The 24,076-nt window shown below is 64.9% G+C and carries 25 protein-coding genes; 11 read left to right on the top strand and 14 right to left on the bottom strand.

The window, feature by feature from the left end; all coding sequences use genetic code 11:
* Window positions 1-3: 3 nt before the first annotated feature.
* Window positions 4-798 carry a thiazole synthase gene (locus RTI28_RS03045; protein WP_075805203.1) on the top strand — a complete coding sequence of 265 codons (795 nt, stop codon included), beginning with the start codon at window positions 4-6 and terminating at the stop codon, window positions 796-798.
* A gap of 9 nt (window positions 799-807) precedes the next feature.
* Complete coding sequence (gene trmB, locus RTI28_RS03040; RefSeq protein WP_316919056.1) at window positions 808-1,530, top strand: tRNA (guanosine(46)-N7)-methyltransferase TrmB; 723 nt, start codon at window positions 808-810, stop codon at window positions 1,528-1,530.
* A gap of 133 nt (window positions 1,531-1,663) precedes the next feature.
* Here trmB and RTI28_RS03035 read toward each other — a convergent pair whose 3' ends face one another.
* The 10 genes from RTI28_RS03035 to RTI28_RS02990 all read right to left on the bottom strand — a co-directional run bounded on the left by RTI28_RS03035 (window position 1,664) and on the right by RTI28_RS02990 (window position 9,071).
* Complete coding sequence (locus RTI28_RS03035) at window positions 1,664-1,990, bottom strand: DUF3392 family protein (protein ID WP_316919055.1); 327 nt, start codon at window positions 1,988-1,990, stop codon at window positions 1,664-1,666.
* A 9-nt stretch (window positions 1,991-1,999) separates the two neighbouring features.
* Window positions 2,000-3,214: a radical SAM family heme chaperone HemW gene (gene hemW / locus RTI28_RS03030; RefSeq protein WP_316919054.1), complete on the bottom strand. Its 1,215-nt coding sequence runs from the start codon at window positions 3,212-3,214 to the stop codon at window positions 2,000-2,002.
* A complete protein-coding gene (rdgB, locus tag RTI28_RS03025) occupies window positions 3,211-3,807 on the bottom strand; it encodes an RdgB/HAM1 family non-canonical purine NTP pyrophosphatase (RefSeq protein WP_316919053.1) in 597 nt (198 codons plus the stop codon). The genes hemW and rdgB overlap by 4 nt, the downstream gene beginning before the upstream one ends.
* Window positions 3,804-4,238: a DUF4426 domain-containing protein gene (locus RTI28_RS03020; RefSeq protein ID WP_316919052.1), complete on the bottom strand. Its 435-nt coding sequence runs from the start codon at window positions 4,236-4,238 to the stop codon at window positions 3,804-3,806. The genes rdgB and RTI28_RS03020 overlap by 4 nt, the downstream gene beginning before the upstream one ends.
* Window positions 4,239-4,264: 26 nt before the next feature.
* Window positions 4,265-4,885, bottom strand: a complete 621-nt coding sequence (gene metW, locus RTI28_RS03015; RefSeq protein ID WP_042121196.1) for a methionine biosynthesis protein MetW — start codon at window positions 4,883-4,885, stop codon at window positions 4,265-4,267.
* Window positions 4,886-4,892: 7 nt separating this feature from the next.
* Complete coding sequence (locus RTI28_RS03010) at window positions 4,893-6,032, bottom strand: homoserine O-succinyltransferase MetX (protein WP_316919051.1); 1,140 nt, start codon at window positions 6,030-6,032, stop codon at window positions 4,893-4,895.
* 168 nt (window positions 6,033-6,200) lie between these two features.
* Complete coding sequence (locus RTI28_RS03005; RefSeq protein ID WP_042121198.1) at window positions 6,201-6,791, bottom strand: YggT family protein; 591 nt, start codon at window positions 6,789-6,791, stop codon at window positions 6,201-6,203.
* A 10-nt stretch (window positions 6,792-6,801) separates the two neighbouring features.
* On the bottom strand, window positions 6,802-7,620 hold the full coding sequence (gene proC, locus RTI28_RS03000) for a pyrroline-5-carboxylate reductase (protein ID WP_316919050.1): 819 nt from the start codon (window positions 7,618-7,620) through the stop codon (window positions 6,802-6,804).
* Window positions 7,621-7,658: 38 nt separating this feature from the next.
* A complete protein-coding gene (locus RTI28_RS02995; RefSeq protein WP_316919049.1) occupies window positions 7,659-8,345 on the bottom strand; it encodes a YggS family pyridoxal phosphate-dependent enzyme in 687 nt (228 codons plus the stop codon).
* Between the two features lie 96 nt (window positions 8,346-8,441).
* Window positions 8,442-9,071: a C40 family peptidase gene (locus tag RTI28_RS02990; RefSeq protein ID WP_316919048.1), complete on the bottom strand. Its 630-nt coding sequence runs from the start codon at window positions 9,069-9,071 to the stop codon at window positions 8,442-8,444.
* Window positions 9,072-9,227: 156 nt separating this feature from the next.
* Here RTI28_RS02990 and RTI28_RS02985 point away from each other — a divergent pair, with 156 nt between their 5' ends.
* The gene (locus RTI28_RS02985; protein ID WP_042121203.1) at window positions 9,228-9,647 is read left to right on the top strand and encodes an NINE protein; all 420 of its coding nucleotides are present in this window, start codon (window positions 9,228-9,230) and stop codon (window positions 9,645-9,647) included.
* A 47-nt stretch (window positions 9,648-9,694) separates the two neighbouring features.
* Here the strand turns inward: RTI28_RS02985 and RTI28_RS02980 are convergent, their stop codons facing one another.
* The 3 genes from RTI28_RS02980 to RTI28_RS02970 form a co-directional block, all read right to left on the bottom strand.
* Window positions 9,695-10,387 carry an SPOR domain-containing protein gene (locus RTI28_RS02980; protein ID WP_316919047.1) on the bottom strand — a complete coding sequence of 231 codons (693 nt, stop codon included), beginning with the start codon at window positions 10,385-10,387 and terminating at the stop codon, window positions 9,695-9,697.
* Between the two features lies 1 nt (window position 10,388).
* Window positions 10,389-12,125, bottom strand: coding sequence for an arginine--tRNA ligase (gene argS, locus RTI28_RS02975; protein WP_316919046.1), 1,737 nt, complete (start codon window positions 12,123-12,125; stop codon window positions 10,389-10,391).
* 104 nt (window positions 12,126-12,229) lie between these two features.
* Window positions 12,230-14,449, bottom strand: coding sequence for a primosomal protein N' (locus tag RTI28_RS02970; RefSeq protein WP_316919045.1), 2,220 nt, complete (start codon window positions 14,447-14,449; stop codon window positions 12,230-12,232).
* Between the two features lie 169 nt (window positions 14,450-14,618).
* On the opposite strand from RTI28_RS02970, the gene rpmE reads away from it, so the two are divergent.
* The 3 genes from rpmE to RTI28_RS02955 all read left to right on the top strand — a co-directional run bounded on the left by rpmE (window position 14,619) and on the right by RTI28_RS02955 (window position 17,095).
* Complete coding sequence (gene rpmE, locus RTI28_RS02965; RefSeq protein WP_316919044.1) at window positions 14,619-14,834, top strand: 50S ribosomal protein L31; 216 nt, start codon at window positions 14,619-14,621, stop codon at window positions 14,832-14,834.
* A gap of 44 nt (window positions 14,835-14,878) precedes the next feature.
* The gene (locus RTI28_RS02960) at window positions 14,879-15,640 is read left to right on the top strand and encodes a thermonuclease family protein (RefSeq protein ID WP_316919043.1); all 762 of its coding nucleotides are present in this window, start codon (window positions 14,879-14,881) and stop codon (window positions 15,638-15,640) included.
* A gap of 186 nt (window positions 15,641-15,826) precedes the next feature.
* Window positions 15,827-17,095: a malic enzyme-like NAD(P)-binding protein gene (locus RTI28_RS02955; RefSeq protein ID WP_316919042.1), complete on the top strand. Its 1,269-nt coding sequence runs from the start codon at window positions 15,827-15,829 to the stop codon at window positions 17,093-17,095.
* 159 nt (window positions 17,096-17,254) lie between these two features.
* On the opposite strand, the gene RTI28_RS02950 is transcribed toward RTI28_RS02955, so the two are convergent.
* Complete coding sequence (locus RTI28_RS02950; RefSeq protein WP_401249370.1) at window positions 17,255-19,684, bottom strand: penicillin-binding protein 1A; 2,430 nt, start codon at window positions 19,682-19,684, stop codon at window positions 17,255-17,257.
* A 190-nt stretch (window positions 19,685-19,874) separates the two neighbouring features.
* Between RTI28_RS02950 and pilM the strand changes: the two genes are divergently transcribed.
* Genes pilM through aroK form a run of 5 tightly spaced genes read left to right on the top strand, consistent with a single transcriptional unit; the run spans window position 19,875 to window position 24,024 of the window.
* Window positions 19,875-20,783, top strand: coding sequence for a type IV pilus biogenesis protein PilM (gene pilM / locus RTI28_RS02945; protein WP_316919040.1), 909 nt, complete (start codon window positions 19,875-19,877; stop codon window positions 20,781-20,783).
* Window positions 20,783-21,322, top strand: a complete 540-nt coding sequence (locus RTI28_RS02940; protein WP_316919039.1) for a PilN domain-containing protein — start codon at window positions 20,783-20,785, stop codon at window positions 21,320-21,322. The genes pilM and RTI28_RS02940 overlap by 1 nt, the downstream gene beginning before the upstream one ends.
* A complete protein-coding gene (pilO, locus tag RTI28_RS02935; RefSeq protein ID WP_316919038.1) occupies window positions 21,319-22,212 on the top strand; it encodes a type 4a pilus biogenesis protein PilO in 894 nt (297 codons plus the stop codon). The genes RTI28_RS02940 and pilO overlap by 4 nt, the downstream gene beginning before the upstream one ends.
* A 20-nt stretch (window positions 22,213-22,232) precedes the next feature.
* The gene (locus RTI28_RS02930; protein ID WP_316919037.1) at window positions 22,233-23,501 is read left to right on the top strand and encodes a type IV pilus secretin PilQ; all 1,269 of its coding nucleotides are present in this window, start codon (window positions 22,233-22,235) and stop codon (window positions 23,499-23,501) included.
* A 4-nt stretch (window positions 23,502-23,505) separates the two neighbouring features.
* A complete protein-coding gene (gene aroK, locus RTI28_RS02925) occupies window positions 23,506-24,024 on the top strand; it encodes a shikimate kinase AroK (protein WP_316919036.1) in 519 nt (172 codons plus the stop codon).
* Window positions 24,025-24,076 lie beyond the last annotated feature (52 nt).

Here is a 24,076-nt window from a genome sequence, read left to right as displayed (position 1 = left end):
CTGATGAGCAACGTTCGTAGCGACAAGCCCTTCACCCTGGCCGGTCGTACCTTCCAGTCGCGCCTGCTGGTCGGTACCGGCAAGTACCGTGACATGGAAGAAACCCGCCTGGCCATCGAGGCTTCGGGTGCCGAGATCGTCACTGTGGCCGTGCGCCGGACCAACATCGGCCAGAATCCGGGCGAGCCGAACCTGCTCGACGTGCTGCCGCCAGACCGCTACACCATCCTGCCGAACACCGCCGGCTGCTACGACGCAGTCGAGGCCGTGCGTACCTGCCGCCTGGCCCGCGAACTGCTGGATGGTCACAACCTGGTCAAGCTGGAAGTCCTGGCCGACCAGAAGACCCTGTTCCCCAACGTGATCGAAACCCTCAAGGCCGCCGAAGTGCTGGTCAAGGACGGTTTCGACGTGATGGTCTACACCAGCGACGACCCGATCATTGCCCGTCAGCTGGCCGAAGCCGGCTGCATCGCGGTCATGCCGCTGGCCGGCCTGATCGGTACTGGCCTGGGGATCTGCAACCCGTACAACCTGCAGATCATCCTCGAGGAAGCCAAGGTTCCGGTACTGGTGGACGCCGGTGTCGGTACCGCTTCCGATGCCACCATCGCCATGGAGCTGGGTTGCGAAGCGGTGCTGATGAACTCGGCCATCGCCCACGCGCAGCAGCCGATCATGATGGCCGAAGCCATGAAGCACGCCATCATCGCCGGGCGCATGGCCTACCTGGCCGGTCGCATGCCGAAGAAACTCTATGCCAGCGCCTCGTCGCCGCTGGATGGTCTGATCAAGTAAGAGTCCCAGATGACTGAATCGCAAGAAACGCCTGTCACCGCCGAAGGCGAAGAGCGCCAGCACCGCCGCATCAAGAGTTTCGTGATGCGCGCCGGGCGCATGACCGAAGGCCAGCAGCGTGGCCTGGAGCAGGGTGGCCCGCTGTACATCCTCAAGCTGGCCGACAGCCCGGTGGACTACGACCAGGTGTTCGGCCGCTCGGCACCCCGCACCCTGGAAATCGGCTTCGGCATGGGCCACTCCCTGCTGGAGATGGCCGCTGCCGCGCCGGAGCAGGACTTCATCGGTGTCGAAGTGCACCGTCCGGGTGTCGGCGCGCTGCTCAATGGCGTGCTGACCCAGGGCCTGAAGAACCTTCGGGTGTATGACTGCGATGCCATCGAGGTGCTGAATCGCTGCGTCGCCGACGGCAGTCTCGACCGCCTGATGCTGTTCTTCCCCGATCCGTGGCACAAGAGCCGGCACCACAAGCGCCGTATCGTCCAGCCGGAGTTCGCCGAGCTGGTACGGCGCAAGCTGAAGGTCGGTGGTGTGTTCCACATGGCGACCGACTGGGAGCCATATGCCGAGTACATGCTGGAAGTGATGGCCGTGGCACCGGGCTATCGCAACCAGGCGGCGGATGGGGCTTATGTGCCGCGTCCGGAAGAGCGGCCGATCACCAAGTTCGAGCGCCGTGGTGAGCGGCTCGGGCATGGGGTGTGGGATCTGAAGTTCGAAAGGGTTGACTGATTCCGGGACCGCTTTGCGGTCCTTCGCGGTGGTTCGTCACACGACAAGCCACGCTCCTACGACATGCCCGCCGTGGACCGCATTGCTCTTGTAGGAGCGTGGCTGCCCGCGAAGGCCTGCAAAGCAGGCCCAATTACCCCCGCCGATCGGCCACCACACCGATCAACACCAGCACCACCAGCAGCACCGGAGCCAGCGCATAGTTGTTGAACTGGCTCAGTCCCTTCACCACCCACGGGGTGGCATAGATCAGCGCAGCGCCGCTGCCGATCAGCACCAGCAAGGCCATGAACGGCACACGCAGGGCACCGGCCAGGTTGCCCAGGCGGCCTTCGACCCAGCCTTTGATATCGGTGCCGAACAACACCAGCAGACAGCCAACCAACGCCAGGGAAATCTCCGACAGGTTGCTGCGGCTCCAGCGGGAAACGGTCGAGAGCAGGTCGAGTATCAGGTCCATGGGCTTTCCTTAGGTCAAGAAGTACTGCAGCAGATCGTTGAGAAACAGCTGGCCCTTTGGCGTGGCGACCAGCCGCGTCGGTTCGACTTGCAAAAGGCCCTTTTGTTCGGCCTCCCGTCGCGCCTCGCGCAGGTTTTCCAGGGGCAGTCCGGTACGCAGGGTGAACAGCTCGGCATCCACGCCCTCGGTCAGGCGCAGGGCATTCATCAGGAACTCGAACGGCAGCTCGTCCAGCGGCAGCAGCTTTTCCCCGGCCTTGAAGGCCTTGGTCGGGTTCAGGTAGTCCTTCGGTAGACGGGTCTTCCAGGTGCGCAGGATACGTCCGTCCGGATGACTGAGCTTGCCGTGGGCACCGGCGCCGATACCGATGAAATCGCCGAAGCTCCAGTAGTTCAGATTGTGCCGCGCCGCCCGGCCGGGCTGGGCGTAGGCGGAGATCTCGTACTGGCGATAGCCGTGCCGCGCCATCAGCGCCTGGCCGGCCTCCTGGATATCCCAGAGGATGTCGTCTTCCGGCAGTTCGGGCGGCTGGTTCCAGAACACCGTGTTCGGCTCCAGGGTCAGCTGGTACCAGGACAGGTGCGTCGGGCCGAGATCAATGGCCTGTTGCAGATCGCCCAGCGCGTCCTCCAGGGACTGGTCCGGCAGGCCGTGCATCAGGTCGAGGTTGAAGTTGTCGAACCCGGCATTGCGCGCCATCCCGGCGGCGCGCACCGCTTCGTCACCGTTGTGGATGCGCCCCAGTGCCTCCAGCTTGCGCTGCTGGAAGCTCTGGATGCCGATGGACAGGCGATTGATCCCCAACTGCCGGTAGGCCTTGAATTTCTCCTGCTCGAAAGTGCCTGGGTTGGCTTCCAGGGTGATCTCGATGTCGCTGGCGAACGGGATGCGCTGCTCGACCCCGGTCAGCAGCCGGCCCAGGGCCTTGGCGCTGAACAGGCTGGGGGTACCGCCACCGAAGAAGATGGTGCTGATGGGCCGGCCGTAGACCGCCGGCAACTCCTGGTCGAGGTCGGCCAGCAGCGCGTCGACATAGGCGTCTTCAGGCAGCTCGGCGCTGGCGGTGTGGGAGTTGAAGTCGCAGTACGGGCATTTGCGCACGCACCACGGGATATGGATGTACAGCGCCAAAGGCGGCAGCTGTGGCAGGGCCGCCCGTGGTGACTGGGTGGTGAAGCCAGCCTCGCCGGCATGCAGCGGCTGGGCCGGGTGTTTTTCGGTCATGCCAGGCCCAGACGTTGACGCAGCAGGCTCATGGCGCGGGCGCGGTGACTCAGTTGGTTCTTGTCGGCCGGGGCCAGCTCGGCGCTCGAGCAGTTGCGCTCCGGTACCCAGAACAGCGGGTCGTAGCCGAAACCGTGCTCGCCGCTGGCAGCGGTGAGGATGCGCCCGTGCCACAGGCCTTCGCAGAGGATCGGCAGCGGGTCATCGGCGTGCCGCACCAGGGCGAGGACGCAGACGAACTGCGCGCCGCGCTCGGCCTGCGGAACATCCTTGAGAGCGTCGAGCAGCTTGGCGTTGTTCGCCGCGTCGCCCTTGCCGTCGGCGTAGCGCGCCGAATAGATGCCCGGCGCGCCGCCGAGGAAGTCCACGGCCAGGCCGGAGTCGTCGGCCAGCGCCGGCAGGCCGGAGATGCGCGCGGCGTTGCGGGCCTTGAGGATGGCGTTCTCGACGAACGACAGGCCGGTTTCTTCCGGCTCGACGCTGCTGAATTCACCGATGGAACGCAGTTGCACGGTGTCACCGAGCATGGCCTGCAGTTCCTTGAGTTTGCCGGCGTTGTGGCTGGCCAATACGAGTTGCTGGATATTCATCATTCGCCTGGGAAGACTTCCTGGTTGAAGCTGAAGGAGTGGCTGCTGTCGCCGGAGCCGACGGTGATCGAGAAGGTCAGGGTTTCCTGCTGCTCGACGGGGAACTGCGCCAGGTAATAGATCGCGCCCTGGTCGGGGACCTGCTTGAAGCTCAGCGGGGTCTTGCGGCTGGTCAGGTCGGTGTAGCTGCCGCTGACCGAGGCGACGCTTGGCTTGCCGGCCTTGAGCACGGTGACGTTGATCACGCCCTGGTTCTTGCTGCGCACCAGCTGTGCGGCCTGGGCCGTGTCCGGCTGCACGAAGGTGGAATTGAACACGCTGTAATGCACGGTCACGTCGCCGAAGACTTCCTTGCGCTCCGGTTTCGCGGCATCGGCGGCCAGTACCGGTAGGGCCAGGCACAGGCTGAACAGAAACATGACTAGACGACGCATGATCGCATTCCTCTGATGGACGACGGTTATACCGCGACCTTGTGCTCCTGCAGGCCGGGGCTGCTGACACGATAGATACCGATTTCACCTAGAAGATTAGGCCAAAGGCGCCCGGCCCATCCGTTGCGGTGACGATTGTCCACCGCCAGGCGGTTGAGGACCTGGGCACGCCGCTCGCTGCACAGCGCCTCGAAGTCCTCGAAGGTGCAGAAGTGGATGTTCGGCGTGTTGTACCAGGTATACGGCATGAAGTCGGAAACCGGCATGCGACCCTTGGTCGCCAGGTACCAGCGGCAGCGCCAGTGGCCGAAGTTGGGGAAGGTGATGATGCACTGGCGGCCGACGCGAAGCATTTCGTCGAGGATGCGGTCCGGGTATTCCACGGCCTGCAGGGCCTGGGTCATGACCACCACGTCGAAGCTGTTGCTGGCGAAGTTGCCCAGGCCCTTGTCGAGGTCCTGCTCGATGACGTTGACGCCCTTGGCCACGCACTGGGCGATGTTGTCGGCGTCGATTTCCAGGCCATAGCCGGTGACCTGCTTGGTGTCGCGCAGCGAGGCCAGCAGTTCGCCATTGCCGCAACCCAGGTCGAGGACGCGGCTGCCGGCGGGGATCCAGTCCTGGATGATTTCCAAATCGGCTCTCATGGAGTCCTCAGCAGGTGATGCGGTTCATGTAGTTGGCGAAACCCTGGATATAGCGTGGCGTCGGGATCAGGAAGGCGTCGTGGCCGTAGGGCGATTCGATGTCCAGGTAGCAGACGTTCTTGCGCGCGGCGATCAGCGCATCGACGATTTCCCGCGAGCGGGCCGGGGAGAAGCGCCAGTCGGTGGTGAAGGACATCACGCAGTAGTCCGCGGTGACATGCGCCAGGCTCGCCGCCAGGTCGCCACCATGACGGGCGGCCGGGTCGAAGTAGTCCAGCGCCTTGGTCATCAGCAGGTAGGTGTTGGCGTCGAAGCGTCCGGAGAACTCCTCGCCCTGGTAGCGCAGGTAGCTTTCCACCTGGAACTCGACGCTGTGGAAGTCGTAGTTGAGCTTGTCGCTCTTCAGCTCGCGGCCGAATTTCTCGCCCATGGAGTCATCGGAGAGGTAGGTGATGTGCCCGACCATGCGCGCCAGCATCAGGCCGCGCTTGGGGATCACGCCCTGGTCCTGGAACGAGCCGCCGTGGAATTCCGGGTCGGTGAGGATGGCCTGGCGGGCGACCTCGTTGAAGGCGATGTTCTGCGCCGAGAGCTTGGGTGCCGAGGCGATGTCCACGCAGTGGCGCACGCGATCCGGGTAGGTGATGGTCCACTGCAGCGCCTGCATGCCGCCGAGGCTGCCACCGACGATCGCGGCCCATTGCTGGATGCCGAGGCGATCGGCCAGGCGGGCCTGGCTGTGCACCCAGTCCTCCACGGTCAGCACCGGGAAGTCGGCGCCGTAGGGCTTGCCGGTGGCCGGGTTGATGCTGCTCGGGCCGGTGCTGCCGTTGCAGCCGCCGAGGTTGTTCAGGCTGACCACGAAGAAGCGATTGGTGTCGATCGGCTTGCCGGGGCCGATGCAGCTGTCCCACCAGCCCGGCTTGCGGTCGCTGGGGCTGTGGTAACCGGCGGCGTGGTGATGGCCGGACAGCGCGTGGCAGATCAGCACGGCGTTGCTGGCCGCGCTGTTGAGCGTGCCGTAGGTTTCGTAGATCAGTTCGTAGGACGCCAGCGAGCGGCCGCAGGCCAGGGCCAGCGGCTCATCGAACCGGGCGATTTGCGGTGTTACCAGACCGACGGAATCTTCGGGAAGGACAGTGGACATCGACCCTGCTCACGCATGAAAGAGGCGTAAGTCTAAAGACCCGCGGGGGCAAGCGGCAAGCAATCGGAAGGCCAGGGAGCGCTTTGCGCTCCTTCGCAGGCAAACCACGCTCTGTAGGCGCTGGCTTGCCTGCGAACGACCGTGCAGCGGTCCCCAGGGCCCCACGGATCAGATCAGGCGACGCAGCACTTCCGGCATCCCGGTCATGGCCGCCAGGTTGTTGATCACCAGCATGTCGATCAGCTTCAGCGCCATGAACGCCAGGATCGGCGAAATATCCAGGCCGCCGAGGTTCGGCAGGATGCGGCGGAACGGTGCGAGGAACGGGTCGCAGATCTGGTTGATCAGTTCCGCGCCTGGGTTGTGGCTGCCCGGCGCGACCCAGGACAGGATCACGCTGACGATCAGCGCATAGAAGAAAATGTTGAGGAACAGCGCGGTGACGCCGATCAGCGACCAGATCAGCAGCTGCACCGGGTTGCCCGCGGTACCGTAGAGCAGCAGCAGAATCACGCTCATCAGCAGCATCTGCACGATCACCGCCAGCAGCAGCGAGGACATGTCCAGGCCGAACAGGCTCGGAATGACCCGGCGCATCGGCTTGAGCAGCGGCTGGGTGGCGCGCACGGCGAACTGGCTCAGCGGGTTGTAGAAATCCGCGCGCACCAGTTGCAGGATGAAACGCAGCATGATCACCAGCAGATAGAGGCTGCCGATGGTCTGCAGGATGAAAACGAGGGCGGTACTCGGTCCGATCATTGAATGCTCCTTAATTGCCCAGTTGTTCGGCCATCTCGGCCGAGCGATGTGCCGCGGCGCCCAGTGCTTTCTCCACCAGGGCTTCGAAACCGTCGGCCTGGAACGACTTGATCGCCGCTTCGGTGGTGCCGTTCGGCGAGGTCACGCGGCGGCGCAGTTCGGCGGCGTCGACATCACTGGAAGTCGCCATGTGCGCGGCGCCGAGGGCGGTTTGCAGGGTCAGCTTCGAGGCGATTTCGCGGGACAGGCCGAGCTTCTCGCCGGCGGCGGTCATCGCTTCGATCAGCAGGAAGAAGTACGCCGGGCCGCTGCCGGAAACAGCGGTGACCGCGTCCAGTTGCGCTTCGCTGTCCAGCCACAGGGCGATGCCCACCGCCGACAGCAGTTGCTCGGCCTGCTGGCGCTGTTCGGCGCTGACTTCGCCGGTGGCGTACAGGCCGCTGACGCCCTGGCGCAGCAGCGCCGGGGTGTTGGGCATGCAGCGCACGATCGGCTGGGCGCCGAGCCACTTGTTCATGCTGGCGCAGGTGATGCCAGCGGCGATGGAGACCACCAGCTGACCTGGCTTCAGGTTCGGCTTGAGGGCTTCGCAGACGGCTTTCATCGCCTGCGGCTTGACCGACAGCACGACCACGTCGGCGCCTTCGACGGCTTCGGCGTTGCTTTCGAACAGGGCAATGCCGTGTTCGGCATGGATCTTTGCGCGTTGCTCGGCGCCCGGGTCGCTGGCGCGGATCTGCGCGGCTTCCAGGCCCTGGGCGCGCAGGCCGCCGATCAGGCTGGCGGCCATGTTGCCGGCGCCGATAAAGGCAATACGAGTCTTGCTCATGTCAGGTCCTTGAGAGAAGAAGGAGGGGTAAGCATGGATCAGGCCTGGCCGTAGTCGCGGGCACCGAACAGCGCGGTGCCGATGCGGACCCAGGTCGCGCCCTGGGCGATGGCGCTCTCCAGGTCGTGGCTCATGCCCATGGACAGGGTGTCGAGGCCCAGCCCGAGGCTGTCCTGCAGTTCGCGCACGCGGGCGAAGGCAGCATCCTGCGCGGCGCGGTCGTCGGTAGGTTCGGGGATCGCCATCAGGCCACGCAGGCGCAGCTTCGGCAGCGCGCTGATGGCCTGGGCCAGGGCCGGCAGTTGTTCCGGGGTGCAGCCGGACTTGCTGTCCTCGCCGCTGACATTGACCTGCAGGCACAGGTTCAGCGGCGGCAGGTGGTCCGGACGCTGTTCCGAGAGGCGTTGTGCGATTTTCAGTCGATCCACCGAATGTACCCAGTCGAAATGCTCGGCGATGGCGCGAGTCTTGTTCGACTGAATGGGGCCGATGAAGTGCCAGGTCAAGGGCAGGTCGGACAATTGCGCCTGTTTGCCCAGGGCTTCCTGAAGATAGTTCTCACCGACGTCGCGTACCCCGGCGGCGAAGGCTTCGCGCACGGCGGTGGCGGGCTTGGTCTTGCTCACGGCCAGCAGGTGGATGCTCGCCGGGTCGCGTCCGCTCGCCGCGGCAGCGCTGTGGATGCGCCCGGCGAGGGTGGAAAGGTTGTCTGCGATGGTGGACATGGAAAGAATGCCAGCAGCTTTTGGGTCTGCGGCATTCTACCCGCTTGGCGGGGTTTGGGAATCTCGCGAAGGGCCGCAAGGCGGCCCCGGAAGCACTCAGCGCTTGGCCACCCGCAGCTGTGGCTGCTCCTTCGGCAGCACCCGCTTGGCCACGACGTAATGCTTCTGCCAGTACGGCTTGTTCAGCGTGTCGATGGTCACCGACTTGCCGCGGCGCGGCGCGTGGATGAAGCGGTCGTTGCCCAGGTAGATGGCGACGTGGTTGACCCGGCGGCTCTTGATGTTGAAGAACAGCAGGTCACCCGGCTTGAGATCGCTGCGGGCCACCTTCACCCCATGATCGCCATTGGCCATGGCATTGGAGGTGCGCGGCAGGTCGACTTCATCGATGTCGTTGAAGGCGTACTTCACCAGCCCGCTGCAATCGAAGCCCTTGCCCGGCGTGCTGCCGCCCCAGCGATAGGGCGTGCCCAGCTGGTTGACGGCGCGGCTGAGCACGTCGCTGCTCTGGCTGGCGGGCATCTGCGCGACCTGCTTGAGCGCGGCGCTGTTGCTGTGGCGGCCGGTTCGGGCCTTGGCGGAAGCGCTCTTGTTCGAGCGGACCGCGGTGGAACTGGCGGTGTATCCGACGTAGCCGTTGGGAAGACGTTGCTCACGATTGGTGGCGTGGGCGGCCAGGGGCAATAATAGGCAAATAGTCAGCCATGTCTTGAAAAAAGAATGCATTAGGCAAGGCTCTTATAGTGTTGGCGCGCAACTTTATAACAGCTTTTTGGTCAATTTTTGATCCGCTGGTCGTCTCAAAAGTGTCATCTGTCGGCAAGTTCCCTAAAAGTCACATTTTTGCTTAGAAAATTTTTCTCTAACCCGTCGAGGCTATGAATGAACGGTTATCAACAGGGCCCACGTCCAGACACCCACAGCAAGGTCATCGGTTACCTGCTCTGGATTTTCGGTTTCCTCGGAGCGCACCGCTTTTATTACGGCAAGCCGGTGACCGGAACCATCTGGTTCTTCACCCTCGGTCTGCTGGGCATTGGCTGGCTGATCGACCTGCTGCTGATCCCGGCCATGGACCGCGAAGCCGACCTGCGTTTCCACGCCGGTCCCATCAACTACAGCGTCGCCTGGCTGCTGCTGACGTTCCTTGGCGTCTTCGGTGTGCACCGCATGTACCAGGGCAAGTGGATCACCGGCCTGATCTACCTGTGCACCGGCGGGCTGTTCCTGATCGGCGTGTTGTACGACTTCTGGACGCTGAACACCCAGGTTTCGATGAAGAACGCGCAGGAACGCTACTGAAAAAAAGGCCCTGATCCGGATCAGGGCCTTTTCGCATGGGCGGGGACTTACTGCTGGCGGGTCTGGCGCTGTTGCAGCAGCAGGTTGTTGAAACCACTGCCGGCCAGTTGCTTTTGCGCCACGGTCAGCTGTTCGCGGTTGCTGAACGGACCGACCAGCACGCGGTACCAGGTCTCTTCCTTGACCGTGCCGGATTCCACCTGCACTGACTGGCCCAGCAGGATGATCTGCGCGCGCACCTTGTCCGCATCCGCCTGTTTGCGGAACGAGCCGGCCTGCAGATAGAACTGCGTGGTGGCTGCCGGCTTGATCACCGGTGGTGCCGGGGGCGGCGTTTCGCCGTTGAGCGCGGCCTGGGCGCGAGCGGTGTCGATCTTCGCCGCTTCCGCCGGGGTGACCGGAGGTTGCGCCGGGACCGGCGGGGTTTTCTCCGGCACCGCTTCCGGTGGCACGATCACTTCCGACTCCGGCAGCAGGGTGTAGAAGTCGTACTTCGGCTTCACTGGCTGCTGCGGGCTGGGCGGGGTCTTGTTCGCTTCGGCGATCTTCTCGGCCTTCTGCTGCTCCGGTTTCTCCCGCTTCACCTCATCCCGGCCCGGCTCCAGCTTCATCAGGAAGACGATGAAGGCGCCGATGGTCAGGCCGGCGGCCAGCCACATCCAGCCCGGAATCGGCTGTTTCGCCGGGGGCTGGTTGCGGCTGGCGCCGCGCTTGGGCGCTGGTTTTTTCTTGGCAGCCAACTTACATGCGCTCCAGGGTTTCCAGGCCCAGCAGTTCCAGGCCCTGTTTCAGGGTGCGGCCGGTCAGGGCCGCGAGGCGCAGGCGGCTCTGCTGCTGTTCCGGCGTTTCTGCGGCGAGGATCGGGCAGTTCTCGTAGAAGCTGGAGAACAGGCCGGCCACGTCGTACAGGTAGCTGCACAGCACGTGCGGGGTGCCTTTTTCGGCGACGTTGTTGAGGATCTCGGCGAATTGCGCCAGGCGCGCAGCCAGGTCCTGTTCCTGCGCGGCCTGCAGAGCGATCTGACCGTCGATTTCGCTGAAGTCCTTGCCCAGCTTGCGGAACACGCCGGCGACGCGGGTGTAGGCGTAGAGCAGGTATGGCGCGGTGTTGCCTTCGAAGTTCAGCATCAGGTCGAAGTTGAAGCTGTAGTCGCTGGTCCGGTGCTTGGACAGGTCGGCGTATTTCACCGCGCCGATGCCGACCACCTTGGCGATGGCACGCAGGTCGTCTTCCGGCAGCTCAGGGTTCTTTTCCTTCACCAGGGTGTAGGCGCGTTCCTTGGCTTCGGTGAGCAGGTCGATCAGCTTCACGGTGCCGCCGTCGCGGGTCTTGAACGGACGGCCGTCGGCGCCGTTCATGGTGCCGAAGCCCATGTGCTCGGTCTGCATCGGATGGCTGATGAAGCCGGCGCGACGGGCCACCTCGAACACCTGCTGGAAGTGCAGGGCCTGGCGCTGGTCGACGAAGTACAGGGTGCGGTCGGCGTGCAGCACGTTGCTGCGGTAGCGCACGGCCGCCAGGTCGGTGGTGGCGTAGAGATAGCCGCCGTCGGCCTTCTGCACGATCACCGGCAGCGGCTCGCCGTCGGCAGTCTTGAATTCTTCGAGGAACACGCACTGGGCACCGTTGCTCTCGACCAGCAGGCCCTTGGCCTTGAGGTCGCTGACCACATTGGCCAGGTCGTCGTTGTAGGCGCTTTCGCCCATCACGTCGGCCATGGTCAGCTTGACGTTGAGCAGTTCGTAGGTCTTCTGGCAGTGCGACAGCGAGATGTCCTTGAAGCGCGTCCACAGTGTCATGCACTCGGCATCGCCGGCCTGCAGCTTGACCACCAGGCCGCGGGCGCGGTCGGCGAACTCGGGGGACTCGTCGAAGCGTTTCTTCGCCGCGCGGTAGAAGTTCTCCAGGTCCGACAGCTCGTCGCTGGTGATCGGGTTCTCCTCCAGGTAGGCCAGGAGCATGCCGAACTGGGTGCCCCAGTCGCCCACGTGGTTCTGCCGGATCACCTCGTCGCCGAGAAACTCCAGGACCCGCGCCACGGCGTCGCCGATGATGGTGGAACGCAGGTGGCCGACGTGCATTTCCTTGGCCAGGTTCGGCGCGGACAGGTCGACGACCACTTTCTGCAGTGCGCCGGCCTTGTGCACGCCCAGCTTGGCGTCGGCCAGGGCGGCATCCAGGCGCGAAGCCAGGGCCTGGGTGTTCTGGAAGAAATTGAGGAAGCCAGGGCCGGCGATCTCGACCTTGCTCACCTGCGGATCGGCCGGCAGTGCGGCGATCAGCTTCTCGGCCAGGTCGCGCGGCTTCATGCCGGCGGGCTTGGCCAGCATCATGGCGATGTTGCTGGCGAAATCGCCGTGGGTCTTGTCCCGGGCGTTCTCCACCTGGATCGCCGGCGTCAGCCCTTCAGGCAGCACACCGTCGGAGGTGAGTCGGGTCAGGGCTTGCTGGATAAGCTGGCGAATGGTGTCTTTCATGGGATTCTCTTTCGACCGCAAGCGCGGTGGCGCTTCGAGGCGCAGGTGGAAAAACTGGGCATTATCCGTTGCCGGGCATGGGTTGCCAACCTTTGCCGCCGCGCTCAGTACAGGTCCACGGGATCCACGTCGACGGACCAGCGCACCTGGCGACCGCTCGGCAGCCCCTCCAACACTAGCAGCCAGGCACTGACAAGGCGGTGCAGGGGCGCTCGCGCGTTGGCCTGCAGCAGCAGTTGCGCGCGGAAGCGTCCGGCCCGGCGCTCCATCGGCGCGGGTACCGGGCCGAGCAGTTCGATGCCCTGCAGGCCCTGTTCGGCCAGCAGTCGTTCGGCGGCCGAGCAGGCTTCATCGAGAAAAGCCTCCGCCTGCCCCGGCTTGTGCGCCTCGGCGCGCAGCAGGGCGAGGTGGGCGAACGGCGGCAGGCCGGCGGCGCGGCGCTCGCTCAGGGCCTGCTCGGCAAAGGCGAAATAGCCTTCCTCGGTCAGTTGCACCAGCAGCGGGTGATCGGCCAGGTGGGTCTGGATGATCACCTTGCCCGGCTCCTCGGCGCGTCCGGCACGGCCGGCGACCTGCACGATCAACTGCGCCATGCGCTCGCTGGCGCGGAAATCGCCGGAAAACAGCCCGCCATCGGCATCGAGGATCGCCACCAGGGTGACCCGCGGAAAGTGGTGCCCCTTGGCGAGCATCTGCGTGCCGACCAGGATGCACGGCTGGCCGCGCTGGATGGTGTTGAACAGCTGGTTCATCGCGTCCTTGCGCGAGGTGCTGTCGCGATCGACGCGCAATACCGGGTAGTCGGGGAACAGGATGCTCAGGCGCTCCTCGGCCCGCTCGGTGCCGGCGCCCACCGGGCGCAGGTCGACATGACTGCACTGCGGGCACTGGCGCGGGATGCGCTCTTCATGGCCGCAGTGGTGACAGCGCAGCTCGCCGGAGCGCTGGTGCACGGTCATCCGCGCATCGCAGCGCGGGCATTCGGACAGCCAGCCGCAATCGTGGCAGAGCAGGGTCGGGGCGAAACCACGGCGGTTGAGGAACACCAGCACCTGCTGGCCGGCCGCCAGGGTCTGGCCGATGGCCTGTTGCATCGGCCCGCTGATACCGCTGTCCAGTGGCCGGCTCTTCACGTCCAGGCGCAGGAAACGCGGCGCCTGGGCCGCGCCGGCGCGGTGATTGAGGCGCAACAGGCCGTAGCGGCCGGTGTGGGCGTTGTGCAGGCTTTCCAGGGAGGGCGTCGCCGAGCCCAGCACGATCGGGATGTTCTCCTGGCGCGCGCGCACCAGGGCCAGGTCGCGGGCGTGGTAGCGCAGGCCTTCCTGCTGCTTGTAGGAGCCGTCGTGCTCCTCGTCGATGATGATCAGTCCCGGATGCTTCATCGGGGTGAACAGCGCCGAACGGGTGCCGATGATGATGTCGGCCTCGCCGTCGCGCGCGGCGAGCCAGGCGTCCAGGCGCTCGCGGTCGTTGACCGCGGAATGCAGCAGGGCGATGCGGGCGTTGAAGCGCTGCTCGAAGCGCGCCAGGGTCTGCGGTCCGAGGTTGATCTCGGGGATGAGGATCAGCGCCTGCTTGCCGGCTTCCAGGGTTTCGCGGATCAGTTGCAGGTAGACCTCGGTCTTGCCGCTGCCGGTCACGCCGGCCAGGAGGAAGGCATGAAATGCGTCGAAGCTGGCGCGCACGGCATGGAAGGCGGCGCGTTGTTCGTCGTTCAGCGGCAGCTCCGGCTGGGCCAGCCAGTGCTCGTGGCGGGCCTGCGGCGCGTGGCGGCGTACTTCCACCTGGACCAGCTCCTTGGCCAGCAGCAGGTCGAGGCTGTCCTTGCTCAGGCCGAGCTTGCCCAGCAAACCATGGGCAACGCCGTGGGGGTGCTGCGCCAGTGTCGTCAGGGCCTCGCGCTGACGCGGCGCGCGGGCAATGCGCGGATCGTCGAAGCGGGCATTCGGCGCCACCTGCCAGAAGCGTTCCTGGCGCGCCTCGGCCGGTTCGCCCTGGCGCAGCAGCACCGGCAGCGCCCAACTGAGGGTGTCGCCGAGGCTGTGCTGGTAATACTGGGCAGTCCACAGGCACAGCCTGAACAGCGCCGGCGGCAATGGCGAGACGGGGTCGAGCAGGGCGATGGCGGGTTTCAGCTTGTCCGCCGGGACTTCGCTAGTCTGCGCCACTTCCACGAGGATACCGATCATCTCCCGGCGCCCGAACGGCACGCGCACGCGCATGCCTGGGGTCAGAGCCTGGCGGGCCATGCTCGCCGTCGCCCTGTAGTCGAACAGTCGCCGCAGTGGCGAGGGCAGGGCAAGGCGAAGAATGACGTCGGACACGCGGGGTTTTCTCTGTAGGGAGGATTCCAGATGCCCGCGAGCCTAGCAGACGACAGTCGGTGCGAGCGACAACTTGCGTTGATGGCCGCCTCTGGTATTATTCGCCGCCTAATTACGTGCGGTATTCAACAATGGTGTTGGGTGGCGGCACGCAGTCGAGGAAATCACCATGAAACCAGACGTTCATCCGACTTACGAAGTAGTTGCAGTCACCTGCAGCTGCGGCAACAAATTCGAAACCCGTTCGACTCTGGCCAAGCCACTGCCGATCGACGTTTGCTCTGAGTGCCACCCGTTCTACACCGGTAAGCAGAAAGTCCTGGACACCGGCGGCCGCGTACAGAAGTTCGCAGACCGTTTCGGCGCGTTCAGCACCAAGAAGTAAGACTGCGCGTGGGCTTACCCACGTTGCTGAAGAAGGCGCTCCTTGTGGGCGCCTTTTTTGTGGGCGCAATCTGGCAGGCGGCGGCCCTGGCGTTCTGTCCGGCGCCGGTCGGCGGGCAGATGGTCAGCGTGCGGCATGTGATCGATGGCGACACCCTGCGCCTGAAAGACGGTCGCAGCGTGCGACTGATCGGCATCAATGCACCGGAAATCGGCCGCAATGGCCGGCGCGGCGAGCCTTTGGCCGACACCGCTCGTCGGCGCCTGGCGGCGTTGGTGCGGGAGAGCGGCGGCCAGGTCCGGCTGATCCGCGGTGTGGAATCCCGCGACAAATATGGGCGCACCCTGGCGCATCTGTACAACCGCTCTGGCGACAATCTTGCCGCCCGGTTGCTCGGTGAAGGTCTCGGCTATCGCGTGGCGGTAGCGCCGAACGTGCGTCTGGTCGCCTGCCAGCGCCAGGCCGAGCAGGCTGCGCGCAAGGCCGGGCGCGGGCTCTGGGGCAAGCCGGCGGTCCTCGCCACGAGCGAACTGCGGCGTTCCGGATTTGCCGTGCTCAGCGGGCAGGTCAGGGCTGTACAGCGCAATCGCGCAGGCATCCGCATCGAAATCGACGATACGCTGGTAGTGCAGGTGCCGGCAAAACTGCAAGGCACCTGGCCAGCTTCGTTTATCTCCACGCTCAAGGGGCGCCGTGTCGAAGTGCGCGGCTGGGTGCTGGATCGTTCCCGCAACCACGGCTCGTCAGCAGGCCGGAAACGCTGGTTGCTGCCGTTGAGCGATGCGAGCATGCTGGAGAAGCTCTAAAGCTGAAAAATTGTGAACATTTTTTCGCGCTGATTGTACACACTGAAAGCCTTGAATTACGTGGGTCTTGGCTGAAAGTCGTAGCTTAAAGGCCTTGACACCCGTGACCGGTCAGTCTTGTCGGCCCATTGCTCTTTGCGTATCCTCGGCGGTCCGTCAGAACAGTAAACAAGCGGAATGCCCACCATGTCAGACCTGAAAACCGCCGCTCTCGAATATCATGCTCAGCCTCGTCCGGGGAAATTGAGCGTCGAGCTCACCAAACCGACCGCAACCGCACGTGACCTGGCGCTGGCCTACAGCCCGGGCGTCGCCGAGCCGGTGCGTGAAATCGGTCGCGATCCTGAGCTGGCATACCAGTACACCGGCAAGGGCAACCTGGTCGCGGTGATCTCCGACGGTACCGCCATTCTCGGCCTGGGTAACCTCGGCCCACTGGCGTCCAAGCCGGTCATGGAAGGCAAGGGTGTTCTGTTCAAGCGTTTCGCCGGTATCGACGTGTTCGACATCGAAGTCGACTCGGAAAGCCCGCAGGCCTTCATCGACACCGTCAAGCGCATCTCCATCACCTTCGGTGGCATCAACCTGGAAGACATCAAGGCGCCAGAGTGCTTCGAGATCGAGCGCGCCCTGATCGAACAGTGCGACATCCCGGTGTTCCACGATGACCAGCACGGCACCGCGATCGTTACCGCCGCCGGCATGATCAACGCCCTGGAAATCGCTGGCAAAACCCTGGGCGACGCCAAGATCGTCTGTCTGGGCGCCGGCGCCGCGGCCATCTCCTGCATGAAACTGCTGGTGAGCATGGGCGCCAAGGTCGAGAACATCTTCATGATCGACCGTACCGGCGTGATCCACGCTGGCCGTGACGACCTGAACCAGTACAAGGCCGTGTTCGCCCACGCGACCGACAAGCGCACCCTGGCCGATGCCCTGGATGGCGCTGACGTGTTCGTCGGCCTGTCCGGTCCGAACCTGCTGAGCCCTGAAGGCCTGAAATCCATGGCCGCCAACCCGATCGTGTTCGCCTGCTCCAACCCGGATCCGGAAATCTCCCCGGAACTGGCGCACGCGACCCGCGACGACGTGATCATGGCGACCGGTCGTTCCGACTACCCGAACCAGGTCAACAACGTACTGGGCTTCCCGTTCATCTTCCGTGGTGCCCTGGACGTTCGCGCCAAGCGCATCAACGAAGAAATGAAGATCGCTGCCGCCAACGCCCTGAAAGACCTGGCCAAGCTGCCAGTGCCGAAGGAAGTCTGCGACGCCTACAAGGTCGACGCCCTGGAATTCGGCCGTGGCTACATCATTCCGAAGCCACTGGACCCACGCCTGCTCAACGTCGTTTCCGACGCCGTGGCCAAGGCGGCCATCGAGTCCGGCGTAGCGACCCTGCCGTATCCGAAGCACTACCCGCTGAACAGCGTGGATGAAGTGTTCAACGGTTGATCCGCTGACGCAGTAAACAAAAAGCCCCGGCTCGCGAGAGCCGGGGCTTTTTGTTTTGGGACCGCTTTGCGGGCAAGCCACGCTCCTACGGGTGAGGCGTACATTCTGTAGGAGCTGGCTTGCCTGCGAAGGGCCGCAAAGCGGCCCCGGTTCCCTGAATCAGAACAGATCCATCGGCGCCGCCTCGTCCGCCGGCAGCGGGCTGCCCGGCGCGCCGCCGTTGCCCAGTTCATTCACCGACGGTGGCGTGTCTTCGGCCTTGAACAGTTCGAAATAGGCATTCGGCGTGCTCGGCGTCGCTGCGCGGCCGCTCACCGGGTCGATGCGCAGGCTGAGGATGCCTTCCGGCTCGGGCAATCGATGCTCTGGCCGGTCCTTGAGCGCCGGGCCCATGAAATTCATCCAGATCGGCAGCGCCACGGTGCCGCCGTACTCGCGGCGGCCGAGGGTTTCCGGCTGGTCGAAGCCGGTCCACACGGTGGTCACGTAATCGGCGTTGTAGCCGGAGAACCAGGCGTCCTTGGACTCGTTGGTGGTACCGGTCTTGCCCGCCAGGTCACTGCGACCCAGGGCCATGGCGCGGCGCCCGGTGCCGCGCTTGATCACGTCCTCGAGCATGCTGGTGAGGATGTAGCTGGTGCGGGCGTCGATGATTCGCTCGGCGCTCAGCGGCGCCTGTGGCAGGCCGGAAGCGACCGGCTGGGTATCGGTGACGAGCGGCTGGGCCTGTGGCGCGGCGATGCCGGCCTCGGCCTCATGGCCCGTAGGCACCCGCGCCGGGTTGGCGGTGAACAGGGTTTCGCCGTTGCGGCTCTCGATACGCTCGATCAGGTACGGGCTGATCTTGTAGCCGCCGTTGGCGAAGGCGCTCCAGCCGGTGGCGATTTCCATCGGCGTCAGGGTCGCAGTGCCGAGGGCCAGGGACAGGTTGCGCGGCAGATCCTGCTTGTTGAAGCCGAACTTGGCGATGTAATCGATGGTGCTGTCCACGCCCATGCTCTGCAGCAGGCGGATCGACACCAGGTTGCGCGACTTGTACAGCGCCTCGCGCATGCGGATCGGGCCGAGGAAGGTGTTGGTATCGTTCTTCGGCCGCCAGACCTTGTCCAGGTACTCGTCGACGAACACGATCGGCGCATCGTTGACCAGGCTGGCAGCGGTATAGCCGTTATCCAGCGCGGCGCTGTAGACGAATGGCTTGAAGCTCGAGCCCGGTTGGCGCTTGGCCTGCATGGCGCGGTTGTAGTTGCTCTGCTCGAAGGAGAAACCGCCGACCAGGGCGCGGATGGCGCCGCTGTTCGGGTCCAGGGTCACCAGCGCGCTTTGCGCACCCGGCACCTGGCTGAAGGCCAGCTGGCCATCGGCGGTATGGCGCACGCGGATCAGGTCGCCGACCTGGGCGACGTCGGCCGGTTGCTGCGGAGCGCGACCCTGGCTATTGGTGTTGAGGAACGGTCGGGCCCATTTCATGGTGTCCCAGGCCACGCTCGCTTCCTCGCCGGAACGGGTCAGCACGCGCAGGCCGCTCTTGTCGACCTGGGTCACGATGACCGGCTCCAGACCGCCCATGTTGCGCTGCTTGATCAGCTCCTGCTGCCAGGCTGCGCGGGTCTTGCCCGGCAGGCGCGACTCGGGACCGCGGTAACCATGACGCTGGTCATAGCTGGTGAGGCCGTCGAGCACCGCGGCGTTGGCGATTTCCTGCAGGTTGCTCGGTACCGTCGTGGTAACGCGGAAGCCTTCGGTGTAGGCGTCGCTGCCGTAGCGGCCGACCATTTCGGCGCGGGCCATCTCGGCGATGTACGGCGCGTTCACTTCCGGTGTCGGCACGTGATAGCTGGCATTCAGCGGCTCGGCGAGGGCGGCCTGGTAGCTGGCCTCGTCGATCTTGCCCAGCTTGTACATGCGCCCGAGGATCCAGTCGCGACGCTCCTTGGCGCGGGCCGGGTTGGCCAGCGGGTTGAAGCGCGACGGCGCCTTGGGCAGGCCGGCGATCATCGCCATCTGCGCCAGGCTGATGTCGCGGATCGACTTGCCGTAGTACACCTGCGCCGCCGCCTCGATGCCGTAGGCGCGGTTACCCAGGTAGATCTTGTTGACGTAGAGCTCGAGGATCTCGTCCTTGGTCAGTTCGCGTTCGATCTGCAGGGCCAGGAGGATCTCGTTGGTCTTGCGCGAGAAGCTGCGCTCGCTGGTCAGGAAGAAGTTCTTCGCCACCTGCATGGTGATGGTGCTGCCGCCGGTCTGGATATGCCCGGACTTGAGCAGTTGCGTGGCGGCGCGCATGAGGCTGCTGGGGTCGACACCATAGTGGTTGAGGAAATTGTCGTCCTCGGCTGACAGCAAAGCCTGAATGAAGTGTGGGGGAATATCCGCGAAACGGATTGGAGACCGCCGCATTTCGCCGAACTCGGCAATCAGCTTGCCGTCACTGCTGTAGACCCTCAGCGGTATCTGCAACTGGATGCTTCGCAGCGCCTCGACCGAAGGCAGGCTGGGACTAAGATACAGAAACGCGCCGCTCAGACCGAGGACGGCTGCGCTAATGACTGCGACGAAAGACCACCAGAAGAACTTCAGCAGGCGTATCAAGGCGTTGGGGTGTCCAGTTGGAGTTTTGAGTTGGGCGCAGGGCCTGACGGGCCGGAAAAAGCGCTCGGCATTATAAGCAATTTTCACTTTCCCGCGTGATTTGCACCCCGGTGTCAAGGTCGGCCATTGCCCCCTTCACCAGGACGGCGGCGTGCGGCCTCTTTTCAGGACAGGACGAGGAAACAGGATGTTTGGACGCACAGGCGGTAATGCCGGTTCACTGCTGGGGGTGGAAATCGCCTTCGGTACGGTCAGGTTGCTGCAACTGGAGCGCCGCCCGCAGGGTCCGGGGCTGCGCGGCTGGGCCATCGAGCCCTTGCCAGCGGGTGCCCTGGACGACGGGCGAGTGGTAGCGCCCGCGGCGGTGGCCGAGGCTCTGGCCAGGGCCCTGGAACGCAGCGGGGCCAGCGTCCGCGAGGCGGCATTGGCGGTGCCGGCCGCAGCGGTGATCCAGCGTTCGTTGCAGATGCCGCCGGGGCTGGACGAGGATGAAATCGACGAGCGGCTGCGTGACGAGGTCGAGCCGTTCATTCCGTTTGCGGTGCAGGAGGCCGCCCTGGACTACCGGGTGATCCCCGGAGTGTCCGGCAGCCTCGACGTGGCCTTCACCGCCTGTCGCCAGGAGTGGCTGGACAGCCTGGACACCGTGATGGGATTGGCCGGCCTGCACGCCCGCATCGTCGATGTCGACAGCCACGCCTGGCAGCGCGTGCTCGGCCGCCAGGCATCGGGCGTGTCCGCGGTGGTGCTGCTGGAGACGGATGCCTGGGTCTTCCATGGTTTTCGTGCGGATGGCTCGGTGCTGTTCAGCGACCACAGGGTGCCTGCCCAACCCTATGCGGAATGTTTGCTGGATTTCGTTGACCTGTGCCTGCTGCGCGAACCCGGAACGATGCCGGACCAGCTCTGGCTGGCGGGAACCCATGCCCGCCAGGATGGGCTGGCCGGACAACTGCAGCAGTGGCTGGGGATCCCGACCCGGATCTGCGATCCGCTGGCGAGCGTGCTGCCCCCTCGCGGTGAGCGCAGCGGCCTGGAGCAGGCCTCACCCTTGCTCGGCGTCGCCTGCGGCCTGGCGCTACGGGGATTCTGCTGATGGGCGAGGTCAATCTTCTACCGTGGCGCGAGTGGCAGCGCCTGCGGGCGGTGCGGCGTTGGCAGGCAGCGCTGCTTGGCTGCCTGGTGTCAGGCCTGCTGCTGACGCTGGTGCTCGCCGCGCTGCTCAGTCAGCACCTGGAGCGCTGGCGTACCGACAATCAAGTGTTGGAGACGCGCATCACCGGGTTGGCCGAAGGTCTGGCGCAGGTCGCCGTGCTGCGCGAGCGGGGTGAGGACCTGCAGGTGCAACTGGAGGCATTGCGCGAACTGCAGGCGCAGCGCACCTCGGGGAGCGATCTGCTGTCGACCCTGATGGCGATCGTTCCGGCGGGTGTCCGCCTGGAGGAACTGACGTGGGCGGACGGCGAGCTGCGCCTCACCGGGCTGGCTCGTGGCGGTGCCGATGTCGCGCAACTGCTGCACCATCTGCGCATGTCGCCTGGGCTGGGCATGGCCGATTTGCAGGCGCTGACCTCGTCATCCGCCGGAGAACGCTTTCGCCTGCTGGCCGGTCGCCGCACCGGGACGGCGCCATGAGCCTCTCGCTGATCGATGACGCCGTTGACTGGTCGGCCCTGCTGCGCTGGTCGTGGCTGGCGAAGTCGGGGTTGCTGGCGGTCTGTCTGCTGGTGTTCCCGGTGGCGGGTCATGGGCTCTGGGGGCGCGAGTGGCATGCCGAGATCATTCGGGAACGGGCTCGCCACGAACAGTCGCAGCAGCAATGGCAGGCCGGGTCGGGGGAGGTGGGGCGACTGGCTGCCCACGAGACGAAGAACCGTGAGTTGCAGAACGACCTTGAACGCCGGCGCCGCCAACTATTCGACGCTGATGGCCTGGCGAGCCTGCTGCAGGGGCTGGCTCGCTCGGGCGCAGGGTTGTCGTTCGAACAGGTCGAGGTTCTGGAGCCCGAGGTGGGGGCACATCATGTCCGGCTTCCGCTGCGGGTGCAGGTGCTGGGCGAATACCCGTCATTGAAACGCTTCCTCACGGAACTCGAGGGCCTGGACATGCTGGTCACCCTGCATGAATTGCAACTGGCGGCGGCGGACGAGCTGTCACCCGGGGCCTTGCGTCTGCAACTGCAGTTGCATGCCTACCGTGCCCTGGAAGTACAGGCGCTGGCAGACCAGACGGTGCCTGTGTCGGCGCGGCCGCGCAATCCGTTCGAGCCTCTCGACGCCCTGGTCACGGGGAGCACGGGGATACCGTTGGAGCAGGCGCGCATGGTGGGGTATCTGCGTGACCGAAAGGGGCAGGCGGCGCTGGTGCGCTGGGGCGACAAGGTCCATCTGTTGCGCGAAGGCGACCCGCTGGGGTCTGGGCGGGTGAGCGCTATCGATGAGGAACGGCTAGAGCTTCTGGGCGCCACGGACGGCGTGGCAGGCATCCCGCGGGTATTGGCCCTGCTGTCGCCGGTCAGGGAATGAATAGATATAAGGAAGGATGAATGAACAGGATGTTCATGCTGGTGTTGTGTCTGGTGCTGCTTGCACCGTCGGTCGTCGCCGTTCCGCTGCCAGGTGGGAGCGCGGGCAAGCCGCTGTCGCTGAATTTCCAGGATGTCGAGGTCAGGGCCGTGCTGCAGGTACTGGCCGACTTCGTCGGGGTCAACCTGGTGGTCAGCGACGAAGTTCGCGGCAATGTAACCCTGCGTCTGCAGGAAGTCCCATGGGAGCAGGCGCTGGACACCGTGCTGCGCAGCAAGGGCCTGGGCAAACGCATGGATGGCAATGTCCTGCTGGTGGCGCCGTTGGCGGAACTGGCGGATACCGCCAGGCCGCAGTCGTTTTTCAGGGAGCAGGCGCTGCTCCAGGTCAATCACGCCAGCGCCGCTGACCTTGCCGCGTTGCTCCAGCCGCTGCTGGAGGCCAACCCGGACGAGGAGCCCTGGGGTGCGATCAGCGTCGATGAACGCACCAATACCCTCGTCACCAGCCAGAGCCCGCAGCGCCTCGATACGCTGCGCCGGCTCCTGGGGCAACTGGATGTGCCGGTACGGCAGGTACTGATAGAAGCGCGGGTCGTCGAGGCCAACGTCGACTACGAGCGTGGTCTGGGTGTGCGCTGGGGTGGTTCCCTGGGCGGTGGCCGCTTGAACGCCCGGGGCTTGGGGGTAGAGTCGCCGACCTTCGTCGACCTGGGCCTGGACCGCCCGGCGTCGGGTATCGGCTTCGGCCTGATCGGTGACAGCGGCCTGCTCGACCTGGAGCTCAGCGCGATGGAGAAGTCCGGCAACGGTGAAATCATCTCCCAGCCCAAGGTGCTCACCGCCGACAAGGAAACCGCGCGAATCCTCAAGGGCTCCGAGGTGCCGTACCAGGAGTCGGGGGCCAACGGCACCACCTCCATCACCTTCCGCGAAGCCTCGCTGTCGCTGGAGGTTACGCCGCAGATCATGCCGGGCGGCGAAGTGAGCATGCAGGTCAAGGTGACCAAGGATGAGCCGGACTACCTGAATGTCCAGGGCACGGTGCCGCCGATCCGCAAGAACGAGGTCAATGCCCGGGTTCGCGTGGGCGATGGCCAGACCATCGTCATCGGTGGCGTTTACTCCACCAGCAAAAGTAATGTGCAGGACAAGGTGCCATTTTTCGGCGATGTGCCGTATGTTGGACGGCTGTTTCGTCGCTCCACCATCCAAGAGAAAAAATCCGAGCTGCTGGTCTTCCTGACTCCGCGTATCATGAGTGACCAGGCGATTGCTGTGAGTCATTGATTCTGTGCGAAATTTGATACTTGTTGGGCCGATGGGTGCTGGCAAAAGCACCATCGGCCGCCTGCTTGCCAAAGAGCTGCGCCTGCCTTTCAAGGATTCCGATAAGGAAATTGAACTGCGCACCGGCGCGAATATCCCGTGGATCTTCGACAAGGAAGGCGAACCGGGCTTCCGCGACCGTGAGCAGGCGATGATCGCCGAGCTGTGCGCCGCGGACGGCGTGGTTCTGGCCACCGGTGGCGGTGCGGTGATGCGCGATGCCAACCGCAAGGCGTTGCACGAAGGCGGCCGGGTCATCTACCTGCATGCCTCGGTCGAGCAGCAGGTCGGGCGTACTGCCCGTGACCGCAATCGCCCCTTGCTGCGGACCGCCAATCCCGAGGAAACCCTGCGCAATCTCCTGGCGCTGCGCGATCCGCTGTACCGGGAGATCGCCGACCTGGTCGTGGAAACCGACGAACGGCCGCCACGCATGGTGGTGCTGGATATTCTCGAGCGCTTGCAGAAGTTGCCGCCCCGCTGACGCATGACTATCCTCGGCGACCAGTCATGCCGTGACAGGGCACTTTGTTATC

It is taken from the genome of Pseudomonas sp. zfem002, from assembly GCF_032621685.1.
Lineage (GTDB): Bacteria > Pseudomonadota > Gammaproteobacteria > Pseudomonadales > Pseudomonadaceae > Aquipseudomonas > Aquipseudomonas japonica.
This window is presented reverse-complemented; position numbering and strand designations above follow the sequence as displayed.